Source organism: Streptomyces sp. NPDC015345 (genome assembly GCF_043078805.1).
Taxonomy (GTDB): domain Bacteria; phylum Actinomycetota; class Actinomycetes; order Streptomycetales; family Streptomycetaceae; genus Streptomyces.
In genome coordinates this window covers 365,129-386,704 of record NZ_JBIBTX010000007.1, presented here as the reverse complement: position 1 = coordinate 386,704, position 21,576 = coordinate 365,129, and the positions used below count along the sequence as shown (strand labels likewise).

Below are 21,576 nucleotides of genomic sequence, written 5' to 3'. Positions count from 1 at the left end.
TGGCTATGGAGGGGTGCGCGCTCCCCCGTACTCGTTGATGTCCAGCGCGTGTTTGAGGACCTCGCAGGCCTGGATGTGGTTGCCGGACTCCTGGAGCAGATCGGCGAGCCTGCGGCAGACGAGGACGGCCTCGGGCCCATACACCTTGTGCACCTGCTGGAAGGCGAGTTCCAGGACTTCGATGGCCTCGCGGATCTGCCCGGTCTCGGCCAGCAGCTCCGACAACTCCAGCTGTACGGCGAGCAGTTCGCCCCGGCCGTCGCTGACCTGCTCCTGAAGCGCGAGGCGCAGCACGGGCAGCGCGTCCCGGGTGTTCCCCTCGGCGCGCAGCAGCCGGGCGACGTTCAGTCCGGTGGCGACCATGGCCGCGCGGATGTCGGTGGCGAGTACGGGGCCCGCGGGGGCACTGTGGGCGGCGCGGGCCTTGTTGCGGGCGAACGGCAGGCGGCCGACGCCGTTCTCCTGGGAGCGCTGGGGCAGCGGACGGTTCTTGGCGCGCAGCCGTTCCTCGAGGACGCGGTAGAGCGTTTCGAGGTCGATCAACTCGGGGCCGTCGGGGACGCCGCCGCGCAGGACGGTCAGGAGTTCGCCGGTGAACGCCGTGTAGCGCTCCCCGTCGGGCGCGAGGGCCACGCGGTCGCGGGGCGAGGCGGTGAGGACGTACGCCCCGTCGACGGCGGCCTGCGCGGCGAGCACGTCACCGCCGGAGAGCGTGCGGGCGGCACGTCCGCTGAAGCAGCAGTCGAGTACGACGATCTTGCGCCGGGCGCGGGAGCCACGCAGCGCGGTGCGCAAGTGCTGGTAGGCGACCGCGGTGTACCCCATGGTGTCGCGCGAGTCGCCGAGGGCGAGATAGAGGTCCGTGGACTCCGAGTCGCGCATGCCATGTCCGGCGTAGTACACGACGAGGGTGTCCGTGGCCTCGTCGGCGGCCTGGTGCACGGGGTCGAGCATGGCGGGCACGCTCTGCGGGTCGGTGACCACGGTGCAGTGCTGGACGGGGAGCCCCCAGACGGTCGCGTCGCACAGCTCGGCCGCCAGGTCCACCACATTGGCCTCGACGGCCGGCAGCTGGGGCAGGTGGCGGTAGGACGCGGTGCCGACCAGGACGGCGCGGGAGCGGGCCGGGTCAGGGAGCGCCGTCGCCATCGGCCGCGCCTCCCTCGCCGGGTTCGAGGACCGCCATGACGCGCCGCAGTGTCTCCTCGTCGCGCGCCGCTTCCTGGGTGAGCTCCACGCGTACGTCGCCGCGGCTCAGCACGAGGGCCGGGGCCCGGCGGCGCGAGAGCTGCCACTGGAGCAGGGAGACGACCAGGGCCGCGGTGGACAGGGAGGTGCCGAGGGCGAGTTCGAGGACGTCGATGCCCGCGCCCATGTGGTCCGCCGGGGCGGGCGTGGCCGAGGCGACCCTGCTCCGAAGGTGCCCGTCGAGGGACTCGTCCTCGCGCAGCCAGGCGGCCAGGGACCGCAGTTCGTCCTCGGCGTCGGCTTCCCGGACCTCCACCACCAGATCGGTCACCGCTCACTCCCTCTTCGCTGGTCCACATGACGGTTCACCCGGGCGAGCAGTTCCACGGCCTTGTCTCCCGCGCCCAGCCGGGCCAGGCAGACGGCCTGCCAGTACTGGCTGATGAGCGTCGTCGGGTGGGTGGGCCCGAGCGACGAGAGGCAGACGGGGACCACCGCGGCCAGCATCTGCGCGGCCTCCTGGAGCTCGCCGCGGAGCACGAGGTTGACCGCCTCACGCTGGCGGGACAGGGCGCTCTGCGGGGTCATGCTGCTGAGCACGATGCGGCGGGTGGCCTCGCTGAGCGTCGGCGGGTGCAGGGGGTCGGCGGGTGCGGCCCTCGGGTGCGGGACGGCCTCTTCCCAGTCGTACTCCGGCTCCTCGGCGACGGCCGCCTGCTCGCCGAGGGAGCGCACCGCCTCGTCCCTCACCTGACCTGCCAGGAGCGCGGCCAGGGCCTCCCGGCCGCCGTCCGCGTACCGTTCGAGCAGTTCCTCGGTGGCGCCGGTGTGCTGCGGCCGGTCGGCGGGGTCCTGGGCGCAGAGCCGGTCGACCAGGTCGAGGAGGTGGGCTGGTGCACCTTGGACCCGGCTGCTTCGTTCACAGAGCTTGGGGACGCCGTCGCCGAGCGCGCGGTCCACGATGGCGCCGTAGTCGACCGTGGCGTCACCGAGTGGCAGTTCCCCGGTGAGCATGAGGTACATGCAGGCGCCGAGGCCGTACAGGTCGGCGGCCGGTGACGGGGTCACGCCCCGGATGGCCTCGGGGGCCATGAACTGCGGGGTGCCGATGAGCTCGCCCGTCCTGGTGATGGCCCGCTCCCCCGCGAGCCGGGCCAGCCCGAAGTCGTGCAGGACGACGTGGCCGCCGCGGTTGATGCCGATGTTGGAGGGCTTGACGTCCCGGTGGAGTACGCCGGATCCGTGCGCCGCGGCGAGGCCGCGCACCACGTCCAGGGCGATCAGGGCGACGACGGGCACCGGCAGCGGCCCGGTCCGCTTGACCAGTTCCGCGAGGCTCAGTCCGTCGAGCACCTGCATGACGAGGTAGGGCGTCCCGTCGGCCACCCCGGCGTCGTACAGCGTCACCACACCCGGGTGGTCGATGCGCGCGAGGGCCCGCGCCTCGCGCAGGAACCGGTCGCGGGCCTCACCGTCCTCGGCGAGGCCTTCGACGGCCGTCAGCATCTTCACGGCCACGCGCCGCCCGAGGCGGGTGTCCTCGGCCTCGTGCACCACACCCATGCCGCCGCGGCCCAGCGGCCCGAGGAGCCGGTACCGCCCGGCAACGGTCGCGCCCACGCCGTGGTCCATCGCCTTCCCCCCGTTCCGCGCGCCGCGCCCGCTCAGGGCCTGCGCGCCGACGTCACCCGGTACACGTCGTACACACCCTCTACTCCTCGGACGGCCTTGAGTACATGCCCCAGGTGCTTCGGGTCGCCCATCTCGAAGGTGAAGCGGGAGGTGGCGACGCGGTCGCGGGAGGTCTGCACCGCCGCCGAGAGGATGTTCACGTGCTGGTCGGAGAGGATGCGCGTGACGTCGGACAGGAGACGGGAGCGGTCCAGGGCCTCGACCTGGATGGCGACGAGGAAGACCGAGGACTGGGTCGGCGCCCACTCGACCTCCAGGATCCGCTCCGGCTCACGCGAGAGCGAGTCGACGTTCACGCAGTCGCTCCGGTGGACCGAGACGCCGCTGCCGCGCGTGACGAAGCCGATGATGGGGTCGCCGGGGACGGGCGTACAGCAGCGGGCCAGCTTGACCCACACGTCGTCGACGCCCTTGACCACGACACCCGGGTCGGCGTTGGAGCGGCGCTTGCTGCGGCCGCGCGAGGGCGGCGCGCTCTCGGCGATGTCCTCGTTGGCGGCCTCCTCGCCACCGAGTGCCTGGACCAGCTTCTGCACGACGGACTGCGCGGTGACGTGGCCTTCGCCGATCGCCGCGTACAGGGACGAGATGTCGGGGTAGCGCATCTCGTGCGCGAGGGTGACCAGGGAGTCGCCGGTCAGGATCCGCTGGATCGGCAGGTTCTGCTTGCGCATGGCGCGCGCGATGGCGTCCTTGCCCTGCTCGATCGCCTCGTCGCGGCGCTCCTTGGAGAACCACGCGCGGATCTTGTTGCGCGCCCGCGGCGACTTGACGAAGCCGAGCCAGTCGCGCGACGGGCCCGCGCCTGCCGCCTTGGAGGTGAAGACCTCCACCAGGTCGCCGTTGTCCAGGGTCGATTCGAGCGGCACGAGGCGGCCGTTGACCCGGGCCCCTATGGTGCGGTGGCCCACCTCGGTGTGGACCGCGTACGAGAAGTCGACGGGGGTGGCGCCCGCCGGGAGCGCTATGACGTCGCCCTTCGGCGTGAAGACGAAGACCTCGTTGCGCGACAGGTCGAAGCGCAGGGATTCGAGGAACTCGCTGGGGTCCTCGGTCTCCTTCTGCCAGTCCAGGAGCTGGCGCAGCCACGCCATGTCGTTGAGGTGGTCGTCCTTGCCGCCGGCCTTCCTCGGCACGTCCGTACGCACCTTCGAGGCGCCGGCGACGGCCTCCTGCTTGTACTTCCAGTGCGCGGCGATGCCGTACTCGGCGCGGCGGTGCATGTCGAACGTACGGATCTGGAGCTCGACGGGCTTGCCGTTGGGGCCGATGACCGTCGTGTGCAACGACTGGTACATGTTGAACTTCGGCATCGCGATGTAGTCCTTGAACCGGCCGGGGACCGGGTTCCATCGCGCGTGGACGGTGCCGAGCGCGGCGTAACAGTCGCGCACGGTGTCGACAAGCACCCGAATACCCACCAGGTCGTAGATCTCCGCGAAGTCACGGCCGCGGACGATCATCTTCTGGTAGACGCTGTAGTAGTGCTTCGGGCGGCCGGTGACGGTGGCCTTGATGCGGGCTGCGCGCAGGTCGGCCTGGACCTCGTCGGTCACTATGGCGAGGTACTCGTCGCGCTTGGGGGCGCGCTCGGCGACCAGGCGCACGATCTCGTCGTACATCTTGGGGTAGAGGATCGCGAAGGCGAGGTCCTCCAGCTCCCACTTGATGGTGTTCATGCCCAGGCGGTGGGCGAGCGGCGCGTAGATCTCCAGGGTCTCGCGCGCCTTCTTCTCCTGCTTCTCGCGCTTGAGGTACCGCATCGTGCGCATGTTGTGCAGGCGGTCGGCGAGCTTGATGACCAGGACGCGCGGGTCCTTGGCCATGGCGACGACCATCTTGCGGACGGTCTCGGCCTGCGCGGCCTCGCCGAACTTGACCTTGTCGAGCTTGGTCACGCCGTCGACGAGCAGTGCGACCTGGTCGCCGAAGTCGCGGCGCAGAGTGTCCAGGCCGTACTCGGTGTCCTCGACGGTGTCGTGCAGGAGACCGGCCATCAGGGTGGCCGGGTCCATGCCGAGCTCGGCGAGGATGGTCGTCACGGCGAGCGGGTGCGTGATGTACGGGTCGCCGCTCTTGCGCTTCTGGCCTCGGTGCCAGCGCTCGGCGACCTGGTAGGCCCGCTCGATCTGGCGGAGCGTGGCCGTCTCGATCTTGGGGTCGTTGCTGCGCACTATCCGCAGCAGGGGCTCCAGGACCGGGTTGTACGGGTTCGAACGCTGGACGCCGAGGCGGGCGAGCCGGGCCCGTACGCGGTTGGAGGAGCCGGAGCGCGTGGGCTGGCCCGTGGCGGGACGGATCGCGGGAGCCGTCGGGTGGTGGTCCGCGGGCGGCTTCGGGCGGGGCTGCTCGGCTGGCTTGTCGCCCCGGGAAACCTCTCCCTTGGCGCGCTGCGCGGACGAGCCGCCCTGCGCGCCTTCTGCCTTCTTCGCGGGCGCGGCGGAGCCCGCCGAGGCCTGCTGGGCCTTCTGGGCGGCCTTGGCGGCGGTGAGTGGCTGGGACTCGTCTGGCAAGAGCGCTCCCTGTGCGCGATCGGGGTCCCCCGGACAGGCCCCGAAGTACCCATGGTATCGATCCTGGGGCTTCGGCTCGCCTGCGGCCGGTGAGACGCCTCTGTACAGGAGAAACGTGCGGGGCGGAACATCGATTCCCGCCGACCGCCCCGGACACGACAACCCCGGGCCCCAGGGAGCCCGGGATGCCGCCGGAAACGACGACGGACGCCCCGGCCGGTGCCGGGGCGTCCGTCGCGCTGTCGCGTGGGTCGCGTGTGTCGCTCAGATGGTGATCAGCGCCTCCAGGGGCGCCCCGTCCAGGGCCTGGGCCAGCTTGCGCCGGCCCTCCAGGAAGCCGAGCTCCATCAGGACCGCGACGCCGGCCACCTCGGCGCCGGAGCGCCGGATCAGGTCCAGTGAGGCCTCGGCCGTGCCGCCGGTGGCGAGGACGTCGTCGATGACCACGACGCGGTCGCCCGCCGCCAGGTCCTCGGCGTGCACCTCGATCTCGGCGCTGCCGTACTCCAGGTCGTAGCTCTGCCTCAGTGTCGCCCCGGGGAGCTTGCCCGCCTTGCGTACGGGGATGAAGCCGAGCCCCGCGCGGAGCGCGACCGGGGCGCCGAGGATGAAGCCGCGGGCCTCCAGGCCGACGATCTTCGTGGCGCCGTGCCGCACGCTGAAGTCGGCCAGCGCGTCGGTGAGCGCCGTGAACGCCACGGGGTCCGCGAGGAGCGGGGTGATGTCCTTGAACGTCACGCCCGGCACCGGGTAGTCCGGGACGTCACGGATGCGGCTGAGCAGCAGTTCCTGTGCGGGAGTCATCTGCCCACCTCATTGCTTTTGATGATCGAACGCGTCATGGCAGCGAGTCACTCTAGCTCAGAGAGCCGTTGCTCAAGAGCTCAGAGAGCCGTTGCTCAAGCGATTGGAATCGTCACGCGACCGCATGACAAGATCATCCGCGACCGCCCTCTCTCAGGGCTAAAACGGAGGAACAGTGCATATTTCTCGCAAGATCGCCACTGGGGTCGTGCCCCTCGTGGCAATGGCCGCTCTCGCCACTGCGGCGTCTCCCGTCGGCGCCGCCACCGCAGGAACCACCAAGAGCGGATCGGTCACGACCATGGCCAGCTGCAACGGCTGGCAGAACGCGGGGGGAATCGCCGGTCGCTGGACCAAGTCGAAGGACCCGTGCTCGCTGTGGGGCTACAAGGGCCTGAAGGTCCGCTACCGCTGGGCGGCCGAGCGCGGCACGCCGTGCATCAAGGTCAAGGGCTTCAAGTGGAGCAAGACGAAGAAGAACTACGTGGCGAAGTGGTACAACGCCGGCTGCGGCAAGAGCGGGTTCATCAAGAACGTGCCCTGGGGAAATGTCGCGGCACACCCTGAGATCAAGATCAAGGGCTTCTCGCTCCTCAAGTGGCAGTAACCCTCGTCAGCCTCTGAGCTGAGACAAGTGATCGGGCCCCGCTCCTGTGCAGGAGCGGGGCCCGATCACTTGTCTTGCTCTGTCCGGCTGATCCCGTGCGGGTCAGCGGCGCTTCCCCGTCGGGCGGCCACGACCGCGGTTACGGGGCTGCTGCGTACGACGCTGGCTGCCGACCACTCCGGCGGCCGCCGGGACGTCCTGCGGCTCGTCGCCGTCCTCACCCAGAGGCTCCTCGGTGTCCAGCGACTCCCCCTTGGCCGCGGCGGCCGCGCGCTTGGCGAGCACCCGCTTCTTCAGGGCCTTCATCGCCGGCTCGCGCTCCTTGAGGTCGGCGACCAGCGGAGTGGCGATGAAGATCGAGGAGTACGCACCGGCCGCGAGGCCGACGAAGAGCGACAGCGAGATGTCGTTCAGCATGCCCGCGCCGAGCGCACCGCCACCGATGAAGAGGAGACCCGCCACCGGGAGGAGCGCGACCACGGTGGTGTTGATGGAACGCACCAGGGTGCTGTTGATCGACCGGTTGGCGATCTCGCTGTAGGTGAACCTCGTCTGCTTGGCCGCGTCCTTGCCCTGCTCCTTGAGCGAGTCGAAGACGACGACCGTGTCGTAGAGGGAGTAGCCGAGGATCGTCAGCAGACCGATCACGGTACCCGGGGTGACCTCGAAGCCGACCAGGGAATAGATGCCGACCGTGATGGTGATGTCGTGGATCAGCGCGACCAGCGCGGCCACAGCCATCCGCCACTCGAAGGCGATCGCCAGGTAGAGCACGCACAGGACGAGGAAGACACCGAGGCCGGTCCACGCCTTGTTGGCGATCTGCTCACCCCAACTCGGGCCGACCAGGTCCGCGTTGATGTCCTTGGCCGGGACGTCGAGGTCCTTGGCCAGGTCTTCCTTGATCTGGTCGGACTTGGCCGTGTCCACGCCCGAGATCTGGACGCGCATCGTGTCGTTGCCGAGCTTTTGGACGATGGCCTGGTGTCCCGAAGTCTTCTCCGCCGACTCCTGGGCCTGTTCGACCGAGGCGGTGGTCTTCGGTGTGGTGAAGACCGCACCGCCCTTGAACTCGATGCCCATGTTGAGGCCTTGGACGGCCAGGGCGACGATCGCCGTGATGGTGATCAGAACAGAGACGCCGTACCAGATCTTCCGCTTGCCGATGAAGTCATAACCGACTTCGCCGTGGAAGAGCTGGGCGCCGAGGTTGCCGAGTTTCGACATCTCACGCCTCCTTCGGGTCGACGGGGCCGGCGGAACCAGAGGTACGACGGGTGCGGCGCAGCGCAGGCTTGGCACCCAGGCGCGTCGGGTCGATCCCGGACCACTTGTGGCCACTCGCGAAGAACTTCTTCCGGGCCATGATCGTCATCAGCGGCTTGGTGAAGAGGAAGACCACCACGACGTCGAGCAGAGTGGTGAGACCCAAGGTGAAGGCGAAGCCCTGCACCTTACCGACCGTGACGATGTACAGGACCGCGGCGGCGAGGAAGGACACGAAGTCCGAGACCAGGATGGTGCGCCGAGCACGTGGCCAGGCCCGCTCGACGGCGGGGCGCAGCGTGCGGCCCTCGCGGATCTCGTCCCTTATGCGTTCGAAGTACACGATGAACGAGTCCGCAGTGATACCGATCGCAACGATCGCACCACACACCGCCGGCAGGTTCAGTGCGAAGCCGATGGCCGGACCCAGCAGGGTCATGATCGTGTAAGTGAGGACCCCGGAGGCGATGAGGCTCAGCAGCGCGATGAAGGCCAGACCCCGGTAGTACGCCACGAGGTAGATGACGACCAGCGCGAGGCCGATGGCACCGGCGATCAAACCGGCATGCAGCTGCTCGCCGCCGAGCGCCGCGGTCACGGTCGTGACGCTGTCCTCGTGGAAGGTGAGAGGCAGGGCTCCGTAGGACAGCATGTTGGCCAGGTCCTTGGCCGACTCCTGGTTGAAGTCGCCGCTGATCTCGGCGTTGGCACTCAGCTGTGAATTCACGCGCGGGGCCGAGACGACGTCCCCGTCCAGAACGATCGCGAACTGGTTCTGCGGCTCGGCCTGCTTCATCAGCTTGCCGGTGGTCGCGGCGAACTTCTTGGCACCGTTCTTGGTGAAGTCCATCGTGACGATCCAGATGCCGCGCTCGGGGTCGAGCACGGCCTTGGCGTCCTTGACGTCCTTGCCCTCGACCTCGGCCGGGCCGAGGATGTACTTCTCCCACTGGCCGGCGCTGTTCTTGCCGCAGGCCGCCATCGGGTCGCTCGGCTTGACGCCTTCAGTCGCCTTGATCCGGCTGCTCTGCTTGGTGCAGTCCAGCGCGGCGAACTTCTCCTGGAGCGCCTTGGTCGCCGCGTCGCCCGTGGGGGTCGGCGCCGGGGACTTGTCGTCCTTGGGCTTGTCCGAACCCTTGGACGACGGAGTCGAGTCGGCCTTCAGGGCGTCGGAGACAGCCCGGCCCTGGGGGCTCTTGGTCGCCTTGGGGTCGGACGCGGTGTCCTTGCCGTCCTTGCCGTCCTTGCCGTCTTTGTCGGTCGCCTTGGGTGATTCGGACGCCGAAGGGCTGCTGGAAGGATCGGGGGTGGGCGCGCCGGCCGCCAACGTCATCACCGGACGGAAGTAGAGCTGCGCAGTCGTGCCGACCTGCTCACGCGCCTGCTTCTGGTTCGTCCCCTTGGGGATGTTGACGATGATGTTGCGGTCGCCCTGGGTCTGGACCTCGGCCTCGGAGACACCGAGACCGTTGACGCGGCGCTCGATGATGCCCACGGCCGTGTTCATGTTGGTCTGGTTGACCGCGTTGGGCTTGCCGGGCTCACTCTTGGCGCCGAGCGTGATGCTCGTACCACCGGCGAGGTCGATGCCCAGCCGGGGGGTGGTGTGACCGGAGAGGAACATTCCCCCGGTGAGCGCCACCATGGCGATCAGGATGAGGGCCAGGGAACGGCCCGGTTTCCCCTGGCCGCCCTGCCTTCGGCCCTTCTTCGGTGCTGCCACCTTCTCGTTCTCCCTGTCCAACCGCCCGGCGTCCGGTCCGGCCCCGAACGGTGCGGGGAGGGCCCGGGCGGGCGGCCATGAAGTGGTGTCGAGATTCGGCGCGAAATGCACGTGGTCCGGGGCCCGTGGCGCGCGAGCGGCGCGCCCCACGGGCCCCGGTCGTGACTACTTCGCGTCGGACTCGCCGTCGGTCTTCTTCGGCTTCGCGTCGTCGGCGTCTTCGGCCTCGGCGGCCGCGTCCTTCTTGCCGAGGTCGATGCGCGAGTCGTCGGAGGCGTCGGCGGGCTCAACAGGCTCGGCAGACTCGGTCAGGGAGGAGGCGTCGTCCGGAACGACGGGGGTTTCCTCGTTCAGGTTGTCCTCGGTGCCGTGCACGATGCGGTTGTACTCGTCGTCGGCGAGAACGGCGCCGATCGCGTTCTTCGCGTAAACCGCGTGGACACCGGGGGCCACCTCAAGGAGGACGGCGTCGTCGTGGACCTCCTTGACGGTGGCGTACATGCCCCCGATCGTGCGGATGCCGGTGCCGGGCTGCATCTCGTTACGCATCTGCGCGGCGGCCTGCTGCTTCTTCTTCGCAGACCGGGTCATCAGGAACATGGCCCCGATGAGCACGATGAACGGGAGGAGGGTCACGATATTCACGGGACGGAGTTTCCTTCGCACGACCGCGCGGGTAAGCGGCCTGATGGATGGGGGTGGGCACGCCGCCCGCAAAGGCGGCGTCGGCGGAGTCTAAGCGAGTCCGCGCCTAAGGAACAACGCTCAGCATGGCACCGCAGTTCCTGACCGGACGACTATCCGCGCCGTTCTGTCGTCCGTGGGGGCGGTTGCGTCGTCGTCACGCCCCGAACAGATCCTGTTGACCGGCTCCGCCCGCTTTCTGCGGGGGTGTGAGGCCCAGGTGCGCCCATGCGGCGGGGGTTCCGACGCGGCCGCGGGGGGTGCGGGCGAGCAGTCCCTCCCGTACGAGGAAGGGCTCGGCCACCTCCTCGACGGTCTCGCGCTCCTCCCCCACGGCGACCGCGAGAGTGGACAGGCCGACGGGGCCGCCGCCGAACAGTTTGAGCAAAGCTTCCAGGACCGCGCGGTCGAGACGGTCGAGGCCGCGTCCGTCGACCTCGTAGACCGCGAGGGCCGCGCCCGCGATCTCGCGGTCGATCCTGCCGTCGGCCTTGACCTGGGCGTAGTCCCGCACGCGGCGCAGCAGGCGGTTTGCGATACGGGGCGTGCCGCGCGAGCGGCCCGCGATCTCGGCGGCGCCCGCCGGGTCGATCTCCACGTCGAGCAGCTGGGCGGAGCGGTGGACGACGCGCTCCAGCTCGGCCGGTTCGTAGAACTCCATGTGCGCGGTGAAGCCGAAGCGGTCGCGCAGCGGCGGCGGCAGCAGGCCCGCGCGCGTGGTGGCGCCGACGAGAGTGAAGGGCGGCAGTTCGAGGGGGATGGCGGTGGCGCCGGGGCCCTTGCCGACGATGACGTCGACACGGAAGTCCTCCATGGCCATGTAGAGCATTTCCTCGGCGGGCCGGGACATCCGGTGGATCTCGTCGAGGAAGAGGACCTCGCCCTCCTGGAGAGAGGAGAGGATCGCGGCGAGGTCGCCCGCGTGCTGGATGGCGGGGCCGCTGGTGATGCGGATCGGGGCGCCCATCTCGGCGGCGATGATCATCGAGAGAGTGGTCTTGCCGAGGCCGGGAGCGCCGGAGAGCAGGACGTGGTCGGCGGTGGCGCCGCGCGCGCGGGCGGCCCGCAGCACGAGGTCGAGCTGCTCGCGGACCTTCTCCTGGCCGATGAACTCGCCCAGGTCCTTGGGGCGCAGGGCGGCCTCGACGGCCTGGTCCTCGCCGTCGGCGCCGGAGTCCACCAGCCGCTCCGCGGCGGGCCCGCCGAGCCGCTCGGCCGCGGCGGCAGCGGCTGCTGCGTCTTCGGGCCTGTCGTCCCAGTTCATGCGGTGTGCCTCGCGATGCGGTTCAGGGGTCGGGGGGCGGGCGCGGGAGCGCTCAGCGGGTGCGGTTCAGGGTCTGGAGTGCGGCCTTCAGGAGCTGGCCCACCTGCGGGGTGCCCTCGGTCGCCTCGGCCTGCGGGGTGACGGCGGCGACGGCTTCGTCCGCCTCGCGCGTGGCGTACCCGAGGCCGATCAGCGCGGCGTGCAGCTGGTCGCGCCAGCCGGAGGTGACGGCCTTGCCGATCGCGGGGCCGCCGGTGCCGAGCGGCTCGCCGAGGCGGTCCTTGTACTCCAGGAGGAGCTTCTGGGCGCCCTTCTTGCCGATGCCGGGCACGGCGGTCAGGGCCTTCTCGTCGCCGGTGGAGACCGCGCGCCGCAGGGCGTCGGGGCTGTGTACGGCGAGCATGGCCTGGGCCAGGCGCGGGCCGACGCCGCTCGCGGTCTGGAGCAGCTCGAAGGTCTGGCGCTCGTCATCGTCCGCGAAGCCGTACAGGGTCAGGGAGTCCTCGCGCACGACCAGGGAGGTGGCGAGCTTGGCCTGTTGGCCCACCCGGAGCGTGGAGAGGGTGTTCGGCGTGCACTGGACGGCCATGCCGATGCCGCCGACCTCGACCACCGCGGTATCGGGGGCGAGGGCGGCGACGGGGCCGCTGACGAAGGCGATCATGCGGTACGGCCTTTCTGTGCTGCTGCTGTCGGGGGTTTCCTGGCGTGCGCTGCCGCGGCCTGCTGGAGGCGGTTCCGGGCGACGGCCTGCTGGAGGCGGTTCTGTGCGGGGGCGCGCCAGATGTGGCAGATGGCGAGGGCCAGGGCGTCCGCGGCGTCGGCGGGCTTCGGCGGTGCGTCGAGCCGCAGCAGCCGGGTCACCATGGCGCCCACCTGGACCTTGTCGGCGCGGCCGCTGCCGGTGACGGCGGCCTTGACCTCGCTCGGGGTGTGCAGGGCGACGGGGATGCCGCGGCGGGAGGCGCAGAGCATGGCGACGGCGCTGGCCTGGGCGGTGCCCATGACCGTACGCACATTGTGCTGGCTGAACACCCGCTCCACGGCGAGGACTTCGGGGTTGTGCTCGTCGAGCCACTGCTCGATGCCCTGCTCGATGGCGACGAGGCGGTGGCCCAACTCGGCGTCGGCCGGCGTCCGTACGACTCCGACACCGCGCATGGCCAGGGGGCGTCCGGCGACGCCTTCGACGACGCCGACACCACACCGGGTCAGACCCGGGTCCACGCCCAGCACCCGCACGACAGCCCCCCACCTCTTCGCTCACCTGTTTGTGCAGGCTATCGGCTCGCACTGACAACGCCTCGCACCGACAACGCGACGGGCCGACGGGGGCGTGTCCCCGTCGGCCCGTCGGCGCAGGCGTACCGGCCCGTCAGCGGAGCCGCGGCTCAGGCATCCACCTTGGCCATGACCTCGTCGGAGACGTCGAAGTTGGCGAAGACGTTCTGCACGTCGTCGCTGTCCTCCAGGGCGTCGATCAGCTTGAAGATCTTCCGGGCGCCGTCCTCGTCCAGCTCGACCTGCATGGTCGGGACGAAGTTGGCGTCGGCCGAGTCGTAGTCGATGCCGGCCTCCTGGAGCGCGGTGCGGACCGCGACCAGGTCGGTGGCCTCGCTGAGCACCTCGAAGGTGTCGCCGAGGTCGTTGACCTCTTCGGCACCGGCGTCCAGGACCGCGCCGAGGACGTCGTCCTCGGAGAGCCCGGCCTCACCCTTGGGGACGATCACGACGCCCTTGCGGTTGAAGAGGTACGAGACGGAGCCCGGGTCGGCCATCGAGCCGCCGTTGCGCGTCATGGCGACGCGGACGTCGGACGCGGCGCGGTTGCGGTTGTCGGTGAGGCACTCGATGAGCACCGCGACGCCGTTCGGGCCGTAGCCCTCGTACATGATCGTCTCGTAGTCGGCGCCACCGGCTTCGAGGCCGGCGCCGCGCTTGACCGCGGAGTCGATGTTCTTGTTCGGGACCGAGCTCTTCTTGGCCTTCTGGATGGCGTCGAACAGGGTCGGGTTACCGGCCGGGTCGGCGCCGCCCGTACGGGCCGCGACCTCGATGTTCTTGATCATCTTCGCGAAGAGCTTGCCGCGCTTGGCGTCGATCACGGCCTTCTTGTGCTTCGTCGTAGCCCATTTAGAGTGGCCGGACATCTGCCTGTCTCCTTCGCGTTACCCAACCTGTACGAACTCCCGGGTCTTGAGGGCCCGGGAGATACCCCGGGAGATCCTACAAGGATCCCGCGCGCGGGTTACCCCGCGCCATCTCCACGAACAGAGCGTGGACCCGGTGGTCGCCCGTCAGCTCGGGATGGAAGGACGTGGCGAGGGCGTTGCCCTGGCGCACGGCGACGATGTGGCCCCCGTGCTCGGCGAGCACCTCGGCCTGCGCTCCGACCGACTCCACCCACGGCGCGCGGATGAAGACGCCCTCCACGGGAGCGCCCTCGACGCCCTTGATGTCGACGGCCGCCTCGAACGACTCGTTCTGCCGCCCGAAGGCGTTGCGCCGCACGATCATGTCGATGCCGCCCACCGTCTCCTGGCCCGAACGCGGGTCGAGGATCTTGTCGGCGAGCATGATCATGCCCGCGCAGGTGCCGTAGACCGGCATGCCGTCGCGCACGCGCGCGCGTAGGGGCTCCATGACGCCGAAGAGGGTGGCCAGCTTCGAGATGGTGGTGGACTCGCCGCCGGGGATGACCAGGCCGTCGACCTCGGCCAGTTCCTCGGGGCGCCTCACCGGCCTGGCCACGGCGTCCGCCGAGGCCAGGGCGATCAGGTGCTCCCGTACGTCCCCCTGGAGGGCGAGGACGCCCACTACGGGAGTGGTCATTACCAGCCTCGGTTCGCGTAGCGCTCGGTCTCGGGCAGGGTGTCGCAGTTGATGCCGACCATGGCCTCGCCGAGGTTGCGGGAGGCGTCCGCGATGATCTTCGGGTCGTCGTAGAAGGTGGTGGCCTTCACGATGGCGGCGGCGCGCTTGGCCGGGTCGCCGGACTTGAAGATGCCGGAGCCGACGAAGACGCCCTCGGCGCCGAGCTGGCGCATCAGGGCGGCGTCGGCGGGGGTGGCGACGCCACCGGCGGAGAAGAGCACGACCGGGAGCTTGCCGAGCTCGGCGGTCTCCTTGACCAGCTCGTAGGGGGCGCGCAGCTCCTTGGCGGCGGCGTACAGCTCGTTGTTGTCGAAGCCGCGCAGCTTGGCGATCTCGTTCTTGATCTGGCGCAGGTGGCGGACGGCCTCGACGACGTTGCCCGTGCCGGCCTCGCCCTTGGAGCGGATCATGGCCGCGCCCTCGGCTATGCGGCGCAGGGCCTCGCCCAGGTTGGTGGCGCCGCACACGAACGGGGTGGTGAAGGCGAACTTGTCGCTGTGGTTGACCTCGTCGGCCGGGGTCAGGACCTCGGACTCGTCGATGTAGTCGACGCCGAGGGACTGCAGGACCTGGGCCTCGACGAAGTGGCCGATGCGGGACTTGGCCATGACCGGGATGGAGACGGCCTCGATGATCTCTTCGATCATGTTCGGGTCGGACATCCGGGCGACGCCGCCGTCCTTGCGGATGTCGGCGGGCACCCGCTCCAGCGCCATGACGGCGACGGCGCCGGCGTCCTCGGCGATCTTCGCCTGCTCGGCGTTGACCACGTCCATGATGACGCCGCCCTTGAGCTGCTCGGCCATGCCGCGCTTCACGCGCGCGGTGCCGGTCTCGGGGGACGGGTTGTTGCTGGCGGGGCTGGACACGGAGTTGACCTCACTCGCTGAAGACTCGCTGGAGACAGTTACTGCGCCTTTGAGGAAACGCCCGGCCACCAGGCCACAGCAAGGGCCAATGAATGACCGGTGGCTCGTTTTTTCGGGACGTCCCTGGTCAGCGCTGTTCCAGCAACTCGGCACCCCGCTACGTAGTGGCCCGGTCCGCCAGGGCCACCGGGGGCTCGTCGTCCATCTCGAACGCCATCGGGAAGGGCGCGTGGCCCGCGAGACGGAACCAGCGGACCTTGCGGTGCCTGCGCAGGGCGCGGGCGGCGCGTACGGAGTCGTTGTGGAAGCGGCGGGCCATCGGCACCCGGCGTACGGCCGCGGCCAGTTCGGTGGCCGCCTCGTCCCCGCCCGGGGCCTCGCGCACCGCCTCGACCTGCTGGCTCTCGCCGAAGATGGCCCGCAGCGCCTGGCTCAGCTCGCTCTCGGCGACCTCGCGCTGCTCCTCCTCCGCCTGCCGGGCCGCGTGCGCCGCCTCGTAGAGCACGATCGAGGCGGCGGGATCGAGGACTCCGGAGGTGGCCAGTTCCTGGGCGACCGAGGCGCGGCGCAGGAGTTGCGCGTCGAGGGCGGCGCGGGACGCGTCGATGCGCGCGTGCAGCCGGTCGAGCCGGCCGGCGGTCCAGCTCAGGTAGAGGCCGATCGCAAAGAGGGCTACCGCGATCCAGATCAATGTGGAGGTCACGGGCCTACACGCTAGTCCCCCCGGTGGGCCGGGCGGGCCGCCGGGCACCCCGAGGGTTCAGAAGGTCAGTCCCGGGCCAGTCCGAAGCGCGCCCGCAGGCTCGACCGTTCGTCCTCGGCGACCGAGGCCGCGCCGTCCGTCACCGTCTCGTAGACAGCGAGGATGTCCGCGCCGACGGTGGACCAGTCGAAGCGCCGCACGTGTGTGCTGCCGCGCTCGCGCAAGCCCTCGCGGCGCTCGGGGTCGGCGAGAAGGCGCACCGCCGCCTTGGCGAGGGACTCCGCGTCCTCGTTGCCGAACAGGTCGCCCGCGCCGCCCTGGTCGAGGACCTGCGCGAAGGCGTCGAGGTCGCTGGCGAGCACGGGCGCACCGGCGGACATCGCCTCGACCAGGATGATCCCGAAGCTCTCGCCGCCGGTGTTCGGGGCGACGTACAGGTCGACGCTGCGCAGCAGCCGTGCCTTGTCCTCGTCGCTGACCATGCCGAGGAACTCCACGCGGGAGCGCAGTTCGGCGGGGAGCGTGACCACCGCCTCGTCCTCGTCGCCGCGCCCGGCGACCAGGAGCCGCGCCCCGGGGCGCTCGGCGAAGATCTGCGGCAGCGCCTTCATCAGCACCGGCAGTCCCTTGCGGGGCTCGTCGATGCGGCCGATGAAGCCGATCGTCTCCCCCTGCCACTCGGGCCTGGGCTCGGCCTTGGCGAAGAAGTCGACGTCGACGCCGTTCGGGATGACGACCGCGTCGCCGCCCAGGTGTTCGACGAGGGTACGGCGCGCGTACTCGCTCACGGCGATGCGGGCGCTGATCTTCTCCAGGGCGGGCTGGAGGATCGGATACGCGGCGATCATGGCGCGCGAGCGCGGGTTGGACGTGTGGAACGTCGCGACGATCGGGCCCTGCGCGGCCCAGCACGTGAGCAGCCCCAACGACGGCGACGTCGGCTCATGGATGTGGATCACGTCGAACGTGCCGTCGTGCAGCCAGCGGCGCACCCGCGCGGCGGACAGGAAGCCGAAGTTGAGCCGTGCCACCGAGCCGTTGTACGGCACCGGGACAGCGCGGCCCGCCGAGACGACGTACGGCGGGAGGGGGGTCTCGTCGTCGGCCGGGGCCAGGACGGACACCTCGTGGCCTTGCCTGATGAGGTGCTCCGCGAGGTCCCGGATGTGGAACTGGACGCCGCCCGGCACGTCCCACGAGTACGGGCAGACGATGCCGATCTTCACGAGGACTCCCCCGCCGCGGACCCGTCGGGGCGGGGCTCCAGGTCGGCGAGCCACAGTCGCTGGAGCATGTGCCAGTCCTCCGGGTGATCGGCGATACCGGTGGCGAAGGCATCGGCCAGCGCCTGCGTCATGACAGACGTCTTCTCGGCGCGGGTACCTGTCTCGGGGACGTCGACGGGCGGGTGGACCCGGCCCTTCATGACGGGTCCGTCGTACCAGAGCGTCACGGGCAGGAGCAGCGCACCGGTCTGCTGGGCCAGCATGGCGGGGCCGGCCGGCATCCGGGCGGTGTCCCCGAAGAACTTCACCTCGACTCCGGAGGACGACAGGTCGCGGTCCGCGACGAGGCAGACCAGGCCGCCCGCGCGCAGCCGCCGGGCCAGCGTGCCGAAGGCGGAGCCGCCGGTGTGCGGCAGAACCTCCATGCCGAGGCTCTCGCGGTAGGCGACGAAGCGGTCGTAGAGCGTCTCGGGCTTCAGGCGCTCGGCGACGGTCGTGAAGGGGGTCTCCAGCTTGGTGGTGACCCAGGCGCCCGCGAGGTCCCAGTTGGCGAGGTGCGGCAGCGCGATGACGACGCCCTTGCCGGCGGCGAGCCCGTCGGTGAGGTGGTGCAGGTCCTTGACGTCGACACCGTCCTTGATGCGCGCCCGGCTCCAGGACGGCAGCCGGAAGGATTCCATCCAGTAGCGCAGGTACGACCGCATGCCCGCCCTGGAGAGCTCGGCGAGCCGCTCCGGGCCGGCGTCGGGCACCACGCGCGCGAGGTTGGACTCCAGCCGCAGCACGCCCTTGCCGCGGCGCTTCCAGACCGCGTCGGCGATGGTCCTGCCGAGCCGCTCAGCGACCGGCTCCGGGAGCTTCTTGACGGTGCTCCAGCCGAGACCGTACAGCGCGTCGGTGAGTCGGTCCTTCACTGCGCGGTCTCACTCTCCTGGCCCGGACCTGCCGGGGCGGCGTCGGCCTCCGCCGACTCGCGGCGCACGGTCACGACGCGCTGGACGAGGGTGACCATACTGCCCACCGCGACGATCCACAGGGCGATGGGCAGCAGGATGTCGATGCCGGGGACGCCGAACGTGTGGAGGCCCGCGAGCCCCGCGGCGACCAGTGAGATCACCAGGCGCTCGGCGCGCTCCACCAGGCCGTTGACGGCGACGGGCAGGCCGATCGCCTCACCTCGCGCCTTCGTGTACGAGACCACCTGGCCGCTCGCCAGGCAGAAGATGGAGACGGCGCAGAGGATGTTGTCGTCACCCGATCCGGCGTACCAGAGGGCGAGGCCACCGAAGATCGCACCGTCGGCCACCCGGTCGAGCGTCGAGTCGAGGAAGGCGCCCCAGCGGCTGGAGCGGCCGAGCTGGCGGGCCATGTTGCCGTCGACGAGGTCGGAGAAGACGAACAGCGTGATGACGATCGTGCCCCAGAAGAACTCGCCACGGGGGAAGAAGACCAGCGCTCCCGCCACCACACCGGCCGTGCCGATGAAGGTCACCGCGTCGGGGCTGACCCCGCGGCGGATGAGAAACGCGGCGAACGGTGTGAGGACACGCGTGAAGAATGCACGCGCGTACTTGTTCAGCATGGCCTTCCCGAGGGGTCGGTGCGCCGCGTGGCCCCGTTGGCCACCGGCCGACCCATCGTAGTCACGCCGCTGCGGGCCCGGCTCGCCCCCTCACGATCGCGTACGACGTATGGACGCACCGGGAGCCGAGTGGAAAGCTCGGAAGCACCACGGGCGCCGTCGGAGCCGCCCCGCACCGGGCCCCAGCGCGTCCGCAGCAGCCAGCATCGCCGAGGGGGCTGAGCCTCCTCACCGTGCACGTGACCGGGAGGCAAGGCATGGGCGACAAGGCGAACGCACACCCCGGAGCCGCCGGCAGGGCAGTGACGGCCGACCACCCCGCGTCCGTACGGAATGTGGTGCTGGTCGGCCACAGCGGAGCGGGCAAGACGACCCTGGTGGAGGCCCTCGCGCTGACCGCGGGGGCGGTGAACCGGGCGGGCCGGGTCGAGGACGGCACCGCCGTCTCCGACCACGACGAGATCGAACACCGGCAGCAGCGCTCGGTGCAGCTGTCCCTGGTGCCCCTCGAATGGGACGGCATCAAGATCAACCTCCTGGACACCCCCGGGTACGCCGACTTCGTCGGTGAGCTGAGGGCCGGTCTGCGCGCCGCGGACGCGGCCCTCTTCGTCGTCTCGGCGGCCGAGGGCACGGAGGGCATCACCGGCGCCACCCGCATGGTCTGGGAGGAGTGCGCGGCGGTCGGCATGCCGCGGGCCATCGTGGTCACGCATCTGGAGTCGGCCCGCACCGACTTCACCGACATCACGCGCTGCTGCGCCGAGGCGTTCGGCGCCGACGACCCGGACGCCGTGCTGCCGCTGTACCTGCCGCTCCACGGTGAGCAGGGCCCCGACGGGCACGCGCCGGTGACCGGCCTGATCGGGCTGCTCTCGCAGCGGATCTACGACTACGCCTCCGGGGAGCGCAAGGAGTCCGAGCCGGGCGGCGACCAGCTGCCGCTCATCCGGGAGGCGCGCGACAAGCTGATCGAGGGGATCATCGCCGAGAGCGAGGACGAGTCCCTCATGGACCGCTATCTCGGCGGCGAGGACATCGACTACAAGACACTAGTGGACGACCTGGAGCGCGCCGTGGCGCGCGGCATCTTCCATCCCGTGCTCGCCGCGGGACCCGCAGCGCAGGGGGCCCGTCAGGGCATCGGCACGGTCGAACTCCTGGAGCTGGTCACGGGTGGCTTCCCCACCCCGCTGGAGCACCCCGCGCCGGCCGTGACCACGCCGGACGGCAAGGCCCGGCCCGCGCTCACCTGCGACCCGGACGGCCCGCTGGCGGCCGAGGTGGTCAAGACCGCCTCCGACCCGTATGTCGGCCGGATCTCGCTCGTACGCCTCTTCTCCGGCACCCTGCGCCCCGACGAGACGGTGCACGTCTCCGGCCACGGCCTGGCCGACCGGGGTCGTGAGGGCCGCGCCCTCCACGAGGCCGACGAACGAATCGGCGCGCTCTCCTCACCCTTCGGCAAACAGCAGCGCACCCTGACCCGGTGCGTGGCGGGCGACCTGGCGTGCGTGGCCAAGCTGCACCGCGCGGAGACCGGTGACACGCTCTCGGACAAGGACGACCCGCTCCTGATGGAGCCCTGGGACATGCCCGACCCGCTGCTGCCGCTCGCCATCCAGGCGCACAGCAAGGCGGACGAGGACAAGCTCTCGCAGGGGCTTTCGCGCCTGGTCGCGGAGGACCCGACGATGCGCCTGGAGCAGAACCAGGACACCCACCAGGTGGTCCTGTGGTGCCTGGGCGAGGCACACGCCGACGTGGCTCTGGAGCGGCTGCGCAGCCGGTACGGCGTGCAGGTCGATGTCGTACCGCACAAGGTCTCCCTGCGGGAGACGTTCGCGGACCGGTCGACGGGGCGCGGGCGCCATGTGAAGCAGTCCGGCGGGCACGGCCAGTACGCGATCTGCGAGATCGAGGTGGAGCCGCTGCCCGGCGGCAGCGGCATCGAGTTCGTCGACAAGGTCGTCGGCGGCGCGGTTCCGCGGCAGTTCATCCCGTCCGTCGAGAAGGGCGTGCGCGCGCAGGCGGCGAAGGGCGTCGCCGCCGGGTACGCGCTCATCGACGTTCGCGTCACGCTGCTGGACGGCAAGGCGCACTCGGTGGACTCCTCGGACGCCGCGTTCCAGACGGCGGGCGCCCTCGCGCTGCGGGAGGCGGCCGCCGGGGCGAGGATCCATCTGCTCGAACCGGTGGCCGAAGTGCAGGTGCTGGTCGGTGACGACCACGTCGGCGCGGTGATGAGCGATCTGTCGGGCCGTCGCGGCCGGGTGGTCGGCACCGAGCAGGCACCGGGCGGGCGCACACTCGTACGGGCCGAGGTCCCCGAGATCGAGATCGGCCGGTACGCGGTGGATCTGCGCTCCCTCTCCCAGGGCACCGGCCGGTTCAGCCGCGCGTACGTCCGCCATGAGCCGATGCCCCCTCAGCTGTCGGAGCGGATCCGCGAACAGGCGCAGGGCGCTTCGTAGTTGAGCCGGGCCGGGCCGGACCGGCGGATGAGGCCGCCCGCCCCGCCACTCTCGGGCGGGCGGCCTTTCGCACTCCCCGGCGGATCCGGTGCGCCCTGACGGATGTC

Annotated in this window: 20 protein-coding genes; 2 read left to right on the top strand and 18 right to left on the bottom strand. The window is 70.6% G+C overall.

What is annotated here, in order from left to right; translation table 11 throughout:
* Positions 1 to 3 precede the first annotated feature (3 nt).
* The 5 genes from ACF062_RS28760 to ACF062_RS28740 form a co-directional block, all read right to left on the bottom strand.
* Positions 4 to 1,149 (bottom strand): caspase family protein, encoded by a 1,146-nt coding sequence (locus tag ACF062_RS28760; protein WP_392142562.1) that lies wholly within the window; start codon positions 1,147 to 1,149, stop codon positions 4 to 6.
* The gene (locus tag ACF062_RS28755; RefSeq protein WP_392142560.1) at positions 1,130 to 1,519 is read right to left on the bottom strand and encodes a hypothetical protein; all 390 of its coding nucleotides are present in this window, start codon (positions 1,517 to 1,519) and stop codon (positions 1,130 to 1,132) included. The genes ACF062_RS28760 and ACF062_RS28755 overlap by 20 nt, the downstream gene beginning before the upstream one ends.
* Positions 1,516 to 2,808: a protein kinase gene (locus ACF062_RS28750; protein ID WP_392142558.1), complete on the bottom strand. Its 1,293-nt coding sequence runs from the start codon at positions 2,806 to 2,808 to the stop codon at positions 1,516 to 1,518. The genes ACF062_RS28755 and ACF062_RS28750 overlap by 4 nt, the downstream gene beginning before the upstream one ends.
* A 44-nt stretch (positions 2,809 to 2,852) precedes the next feature.
* Positions 2,853 to 5,393 (bottom strand): bifunctional (p)ppGpp synthetase/guanosine-3',5'-bis(diphosphate) 3'-pyrophosphohydrolase, encoded by a 2,541-nt coding sequence (locus tag ACF062_RS28745; RefSeq protein WP_223773555.1) that lies wholly within the window; start codon positions 5,391 to 5,393, stop codon positions 2,853 to 2,855.
* Between the two features lie 264 nt (positions 5,394 to 5,657).
* On the bottom strand, positions 5,658 to 6,197 hold the full coding sequence (locus ACF062_RS28740) for an adenine phosphoribosyltransferase (RefSeq protein WP_392142556.1): 540 nt from the start codon (positions 6,195 to 6,197) through the stop codon (positions 5,658 to 5,660).
* A 208-nt stretch (positions 6,198 to 6,405) separates the two neighbouring features.
* On the opposite strand from ACF062_RS28740, the gene ACF062_RS28735 reads away from it, so the two are divergent.
* A complete protein-coding gene (locus ACF062_RS28735) occupies positions 6,406 to 6,804 on the top strand; it encodes a hypothetical protein (RefSeq protein ID WP_392142555.1) in 399 nt (132 codons plus the stop codon).
* Between the two features lie 102 nt (positions 6,805 to 6,906).
* Here the strand turns inward: ACF062_RS28735 and secF are convergent, their stop codons facing one another.
* The 13 genes from secF to pgsA all read right to left on the bottom strand — a co-directional run bounded on the left by secF (position 6,907) and on the right by pgsA (position 18,995).
* Positions 6,907 to 8,031: a protein translocase subunit SecF gene (gene secF, locus ACF062_RS28730; protein ID WP_356574879.1), complete on the bottom strand. Its 1,125-nt coding sequence runs from the start codon at positions 8,029 to 8,031 to the stop codon at positions 6,907 to 6,909.
* A 1-nt stretch (position 8,032) separates the two neighbouring features.
* Complete coding sequence (secD, locus tag ACF062_RS28725) at positions 8,033 to 9,793, bottom strand: protein translocase subunit SecD (protein ID WP_392142553.1); 1,761 nt, start codon at positions 9,791 to 9,793, stop codon at positions 8,033 to 8,035.
* Between the two features lie 165 nt (positions 9,794 to 9,958).
* Positions 9,959 to 10,438, bottom strand: a complete 480-nt coding sequence (gene yajC, locus ACF062_RS28720; RefSeq protein ID WP_392142551.1) for a preprotein translocase subunit YajC — start codon at positions 10,436 to 10,438, stop codon at positions 9,959 to 9,961.
* 196 nt (positions 10,439 to 10,634) lie between these two features.
* A complete protein-coding gene (ruvB, locus tag ACF062_RS28715) occupies positions 10,635 to 11,741 on the bottom strand; it encodes a Holliday junction branch migration DNA helicase RuvB (RefSeq protein ID WP_392142549.1) in 1,107 nt (368 codons plus the stop codon).
* Positions 11,742 to 11,793: 52 nt separating this feature from the next.
* Positions 11,794 to 12,405 (bottom strand): Holliday junction branch migration protein RuvA, encoded by a 612-nt coding sequence (gene ruvA, locus ACF062_RS28710; RefSeq protein ID WP_320591465.1) that lies wholly within the window; start codon positions 12,403 to 12,405, stop codon positions 11,794 to 11,796.
* The gene (gene ruvC, locus ACF062_RS28705) at positions 12,402 to 12,983 is read right to left on the bottom strand and encodes a crossover junction endodeoxyribonuclease RuvC (protein ID WP_392142547.1); all 582 of its coding nucleotides are present in this window, start codon (positions 12,981 to 12,983) and stop codon (positions 12,402 to 12,404) included. Before ruvC ends, ruvA begins: the two co-directional genes overlap by 4 nt.
* Positions 12,984 to 13,132: 149 nt before the next feature.
* On the bottom strand, positions 13,133 to 13,891 hold the full coding sequence (locus ACF062_RS28700; protein ID WP_223773563.1) for a YebC/PmpR family DNA-binding transcriptional regulator: 759 nt from the start codon (positions 13,889 to 13,891) through the stop codon (positions 13,133 to 13,135).
* Between the two features lie 76 nt (positions 13,892 to 13,967).
* Positions 13,968 to 14,573: a pyridoxal 5'-phosphate synthase glutaminase subunit PdxT gene (gene pdxT, locus ACF062_RS28695; protein ID WP_223773564.1), complete on the bottom strand. Its 606-nt coding sequence runs from the start codon at positions 14,571 to 14,573 to the stop codon at positions 13,968 to 13,970.
* Positions 14,573 to 15,484, bottom strand: a complete 912-nt coding sequence (pdxS, locus tag ACF062_RS28690; protein WP_223773565.1) for a pyridoxal 5'-phosphate synthase lyase subunit PdxS — start codon at positions 15,482 to 15,484, stop codon at positions 14,573 to 14,575. Before pdxS ends, pdxT begins: the two co-directional genes overlap by 1 nt.
* Before the next feature lie 157 nt (positions 15,485 to 15,641).
* Positions 15,642 to 16,187: a hypothetical protein gene (locus ACF062_RS28685; protein ID WP_392142544.1), complete on the bottom strand. Its 546-nt coding sequence runs from the start codon at positions 16,185 to 16,187 to the stop codon at positions 15,642 to 15,644.
* 65 nt (positions 16,188 to 16,252) lie between these two features.
* Positions 16,253 to 17,413, bottom strand: a complete 1,161-nt coding sequence (locus ACF062_RS28680; protein ID WP_392142543.1) for a glycosyltransferase family 4 protein — start codon at positions 17,411 to 17,413, stop codon at positions 16,253 to 16,255.
* Entirely contained in the window at positions 17,410 to 18,327 is a 918-nt protein-coding gene (locus tag ACF062_RS28675) for a phosphatidylinositol mannoside acyltransferase (RefSeq protein WP_392142541.1), read from the bottom strand. Before ACF062_RS28675 ends, ACF062_RS28680 begins: the two co-directional genes overlap by 4 nt.
* Positions 18,324 to 18,995: a phosphatidylinositol phosphate synthase gene (pgsA, locus tag ACF062_RS28670; protein ID WP_392142539.1), complete on the bottom strand. Its 672-nt coding sequence runs from the start codon at positions 18,993 to 18,995 to the stop codon at positions 18,324 to 18,326. The genes ACF062_RS28675 and pgsA overlap by 4 nt, the downstream gene beginning before the upstream one ends.
* A gap of 257 nt (positions 18,996 to 19,252) precedes the next feature.
* Here pgsA and ACF062_RS28665 point away from each other — a divergent pair, with 257 nt between their 5' ends.
* Positions 19,253 to 21,469, top strand: coding sequence for an elongation factor G-like protein EF-G2 (locus tag ACF062_RS28665; protein WP_392142537.1), 2,217 nt, complete (start codon positions 19,253 to 19,255; stop codon positions 21,467 to 21,469).
* Positions 21,470 to 21,576 lie beyond the last annotated feature (107 nt).

What these genes read in the sequence shown, in the direction of transcription:
- ACF062_RS28760 (WP_392142562.1), bottom strand. Translation starts at nt 1,149, where the DNA reads ATGGCGACGGCGCTCCCTGACCCGGCCCGCTCCCGCGCCGTCCTGGTC.
- ACF062_RS28740 (WP_392142556.1), bottom strand. Translation starts at nt 6,197, where the DNA reads ATGACTCCCGCACAGGAACTGCTGCTCAGCCGCATCCGTGACGTCCCG.
- secF (WP_356574879.1), bottom strand. Translation starts at nt 8,031, where the DNA reads ATGTCGAAACTCGGCAACCTCGGCGCCCAGCTCTTCCACGGCGAAGTC.
- ruvB (WP_392142549.1), bottom strand. Translation starts at nt 11,741, where the DNA reads ATGAACTGGGACGACAGGCCCGAAGACGCAGCAGCCGCTGCCGCCGCG.
- ruvA (WP_320591465.1), bottom strand. Translation starts at nt 12,405, where the DNA reads ATGATCGCCTTCGTCAGCGGCCCCGTCGCCGCCCTCGCCCCCGATACC.
- ACF062_RS28700 (WP_223773563.1), bottom strand. Translation starts at nt 13,891, where the DNA reads ATGTCCGGCCACTCTAAATGGGCTACGACGAAGCACAAGAAGGCCGTG.
- pdxT (WP_223773564.1), bottom strand. Translation starts at nt 14,573, where the DNA reads ATGACCACTCCCGTAGTGGGCGTCCTCGCCCTCCAGGGGGACGTACGG.
- pgsA (WP_392142539.1), bottom strand. Translation starts at nt 18,995, where the DNA reads ATGCTGAACAAGTACGCGCGTGCATTCTTCACGCGTGTCCTCACACCG.
- ACF062_RS28665 (WP_392142537.1), top strand. Translation starts at nt 19,253, where the DNA reads ATGGGCGACAAGGCGAACGCACACCCCGGAGCCGCCGGCAGGGCAGTG.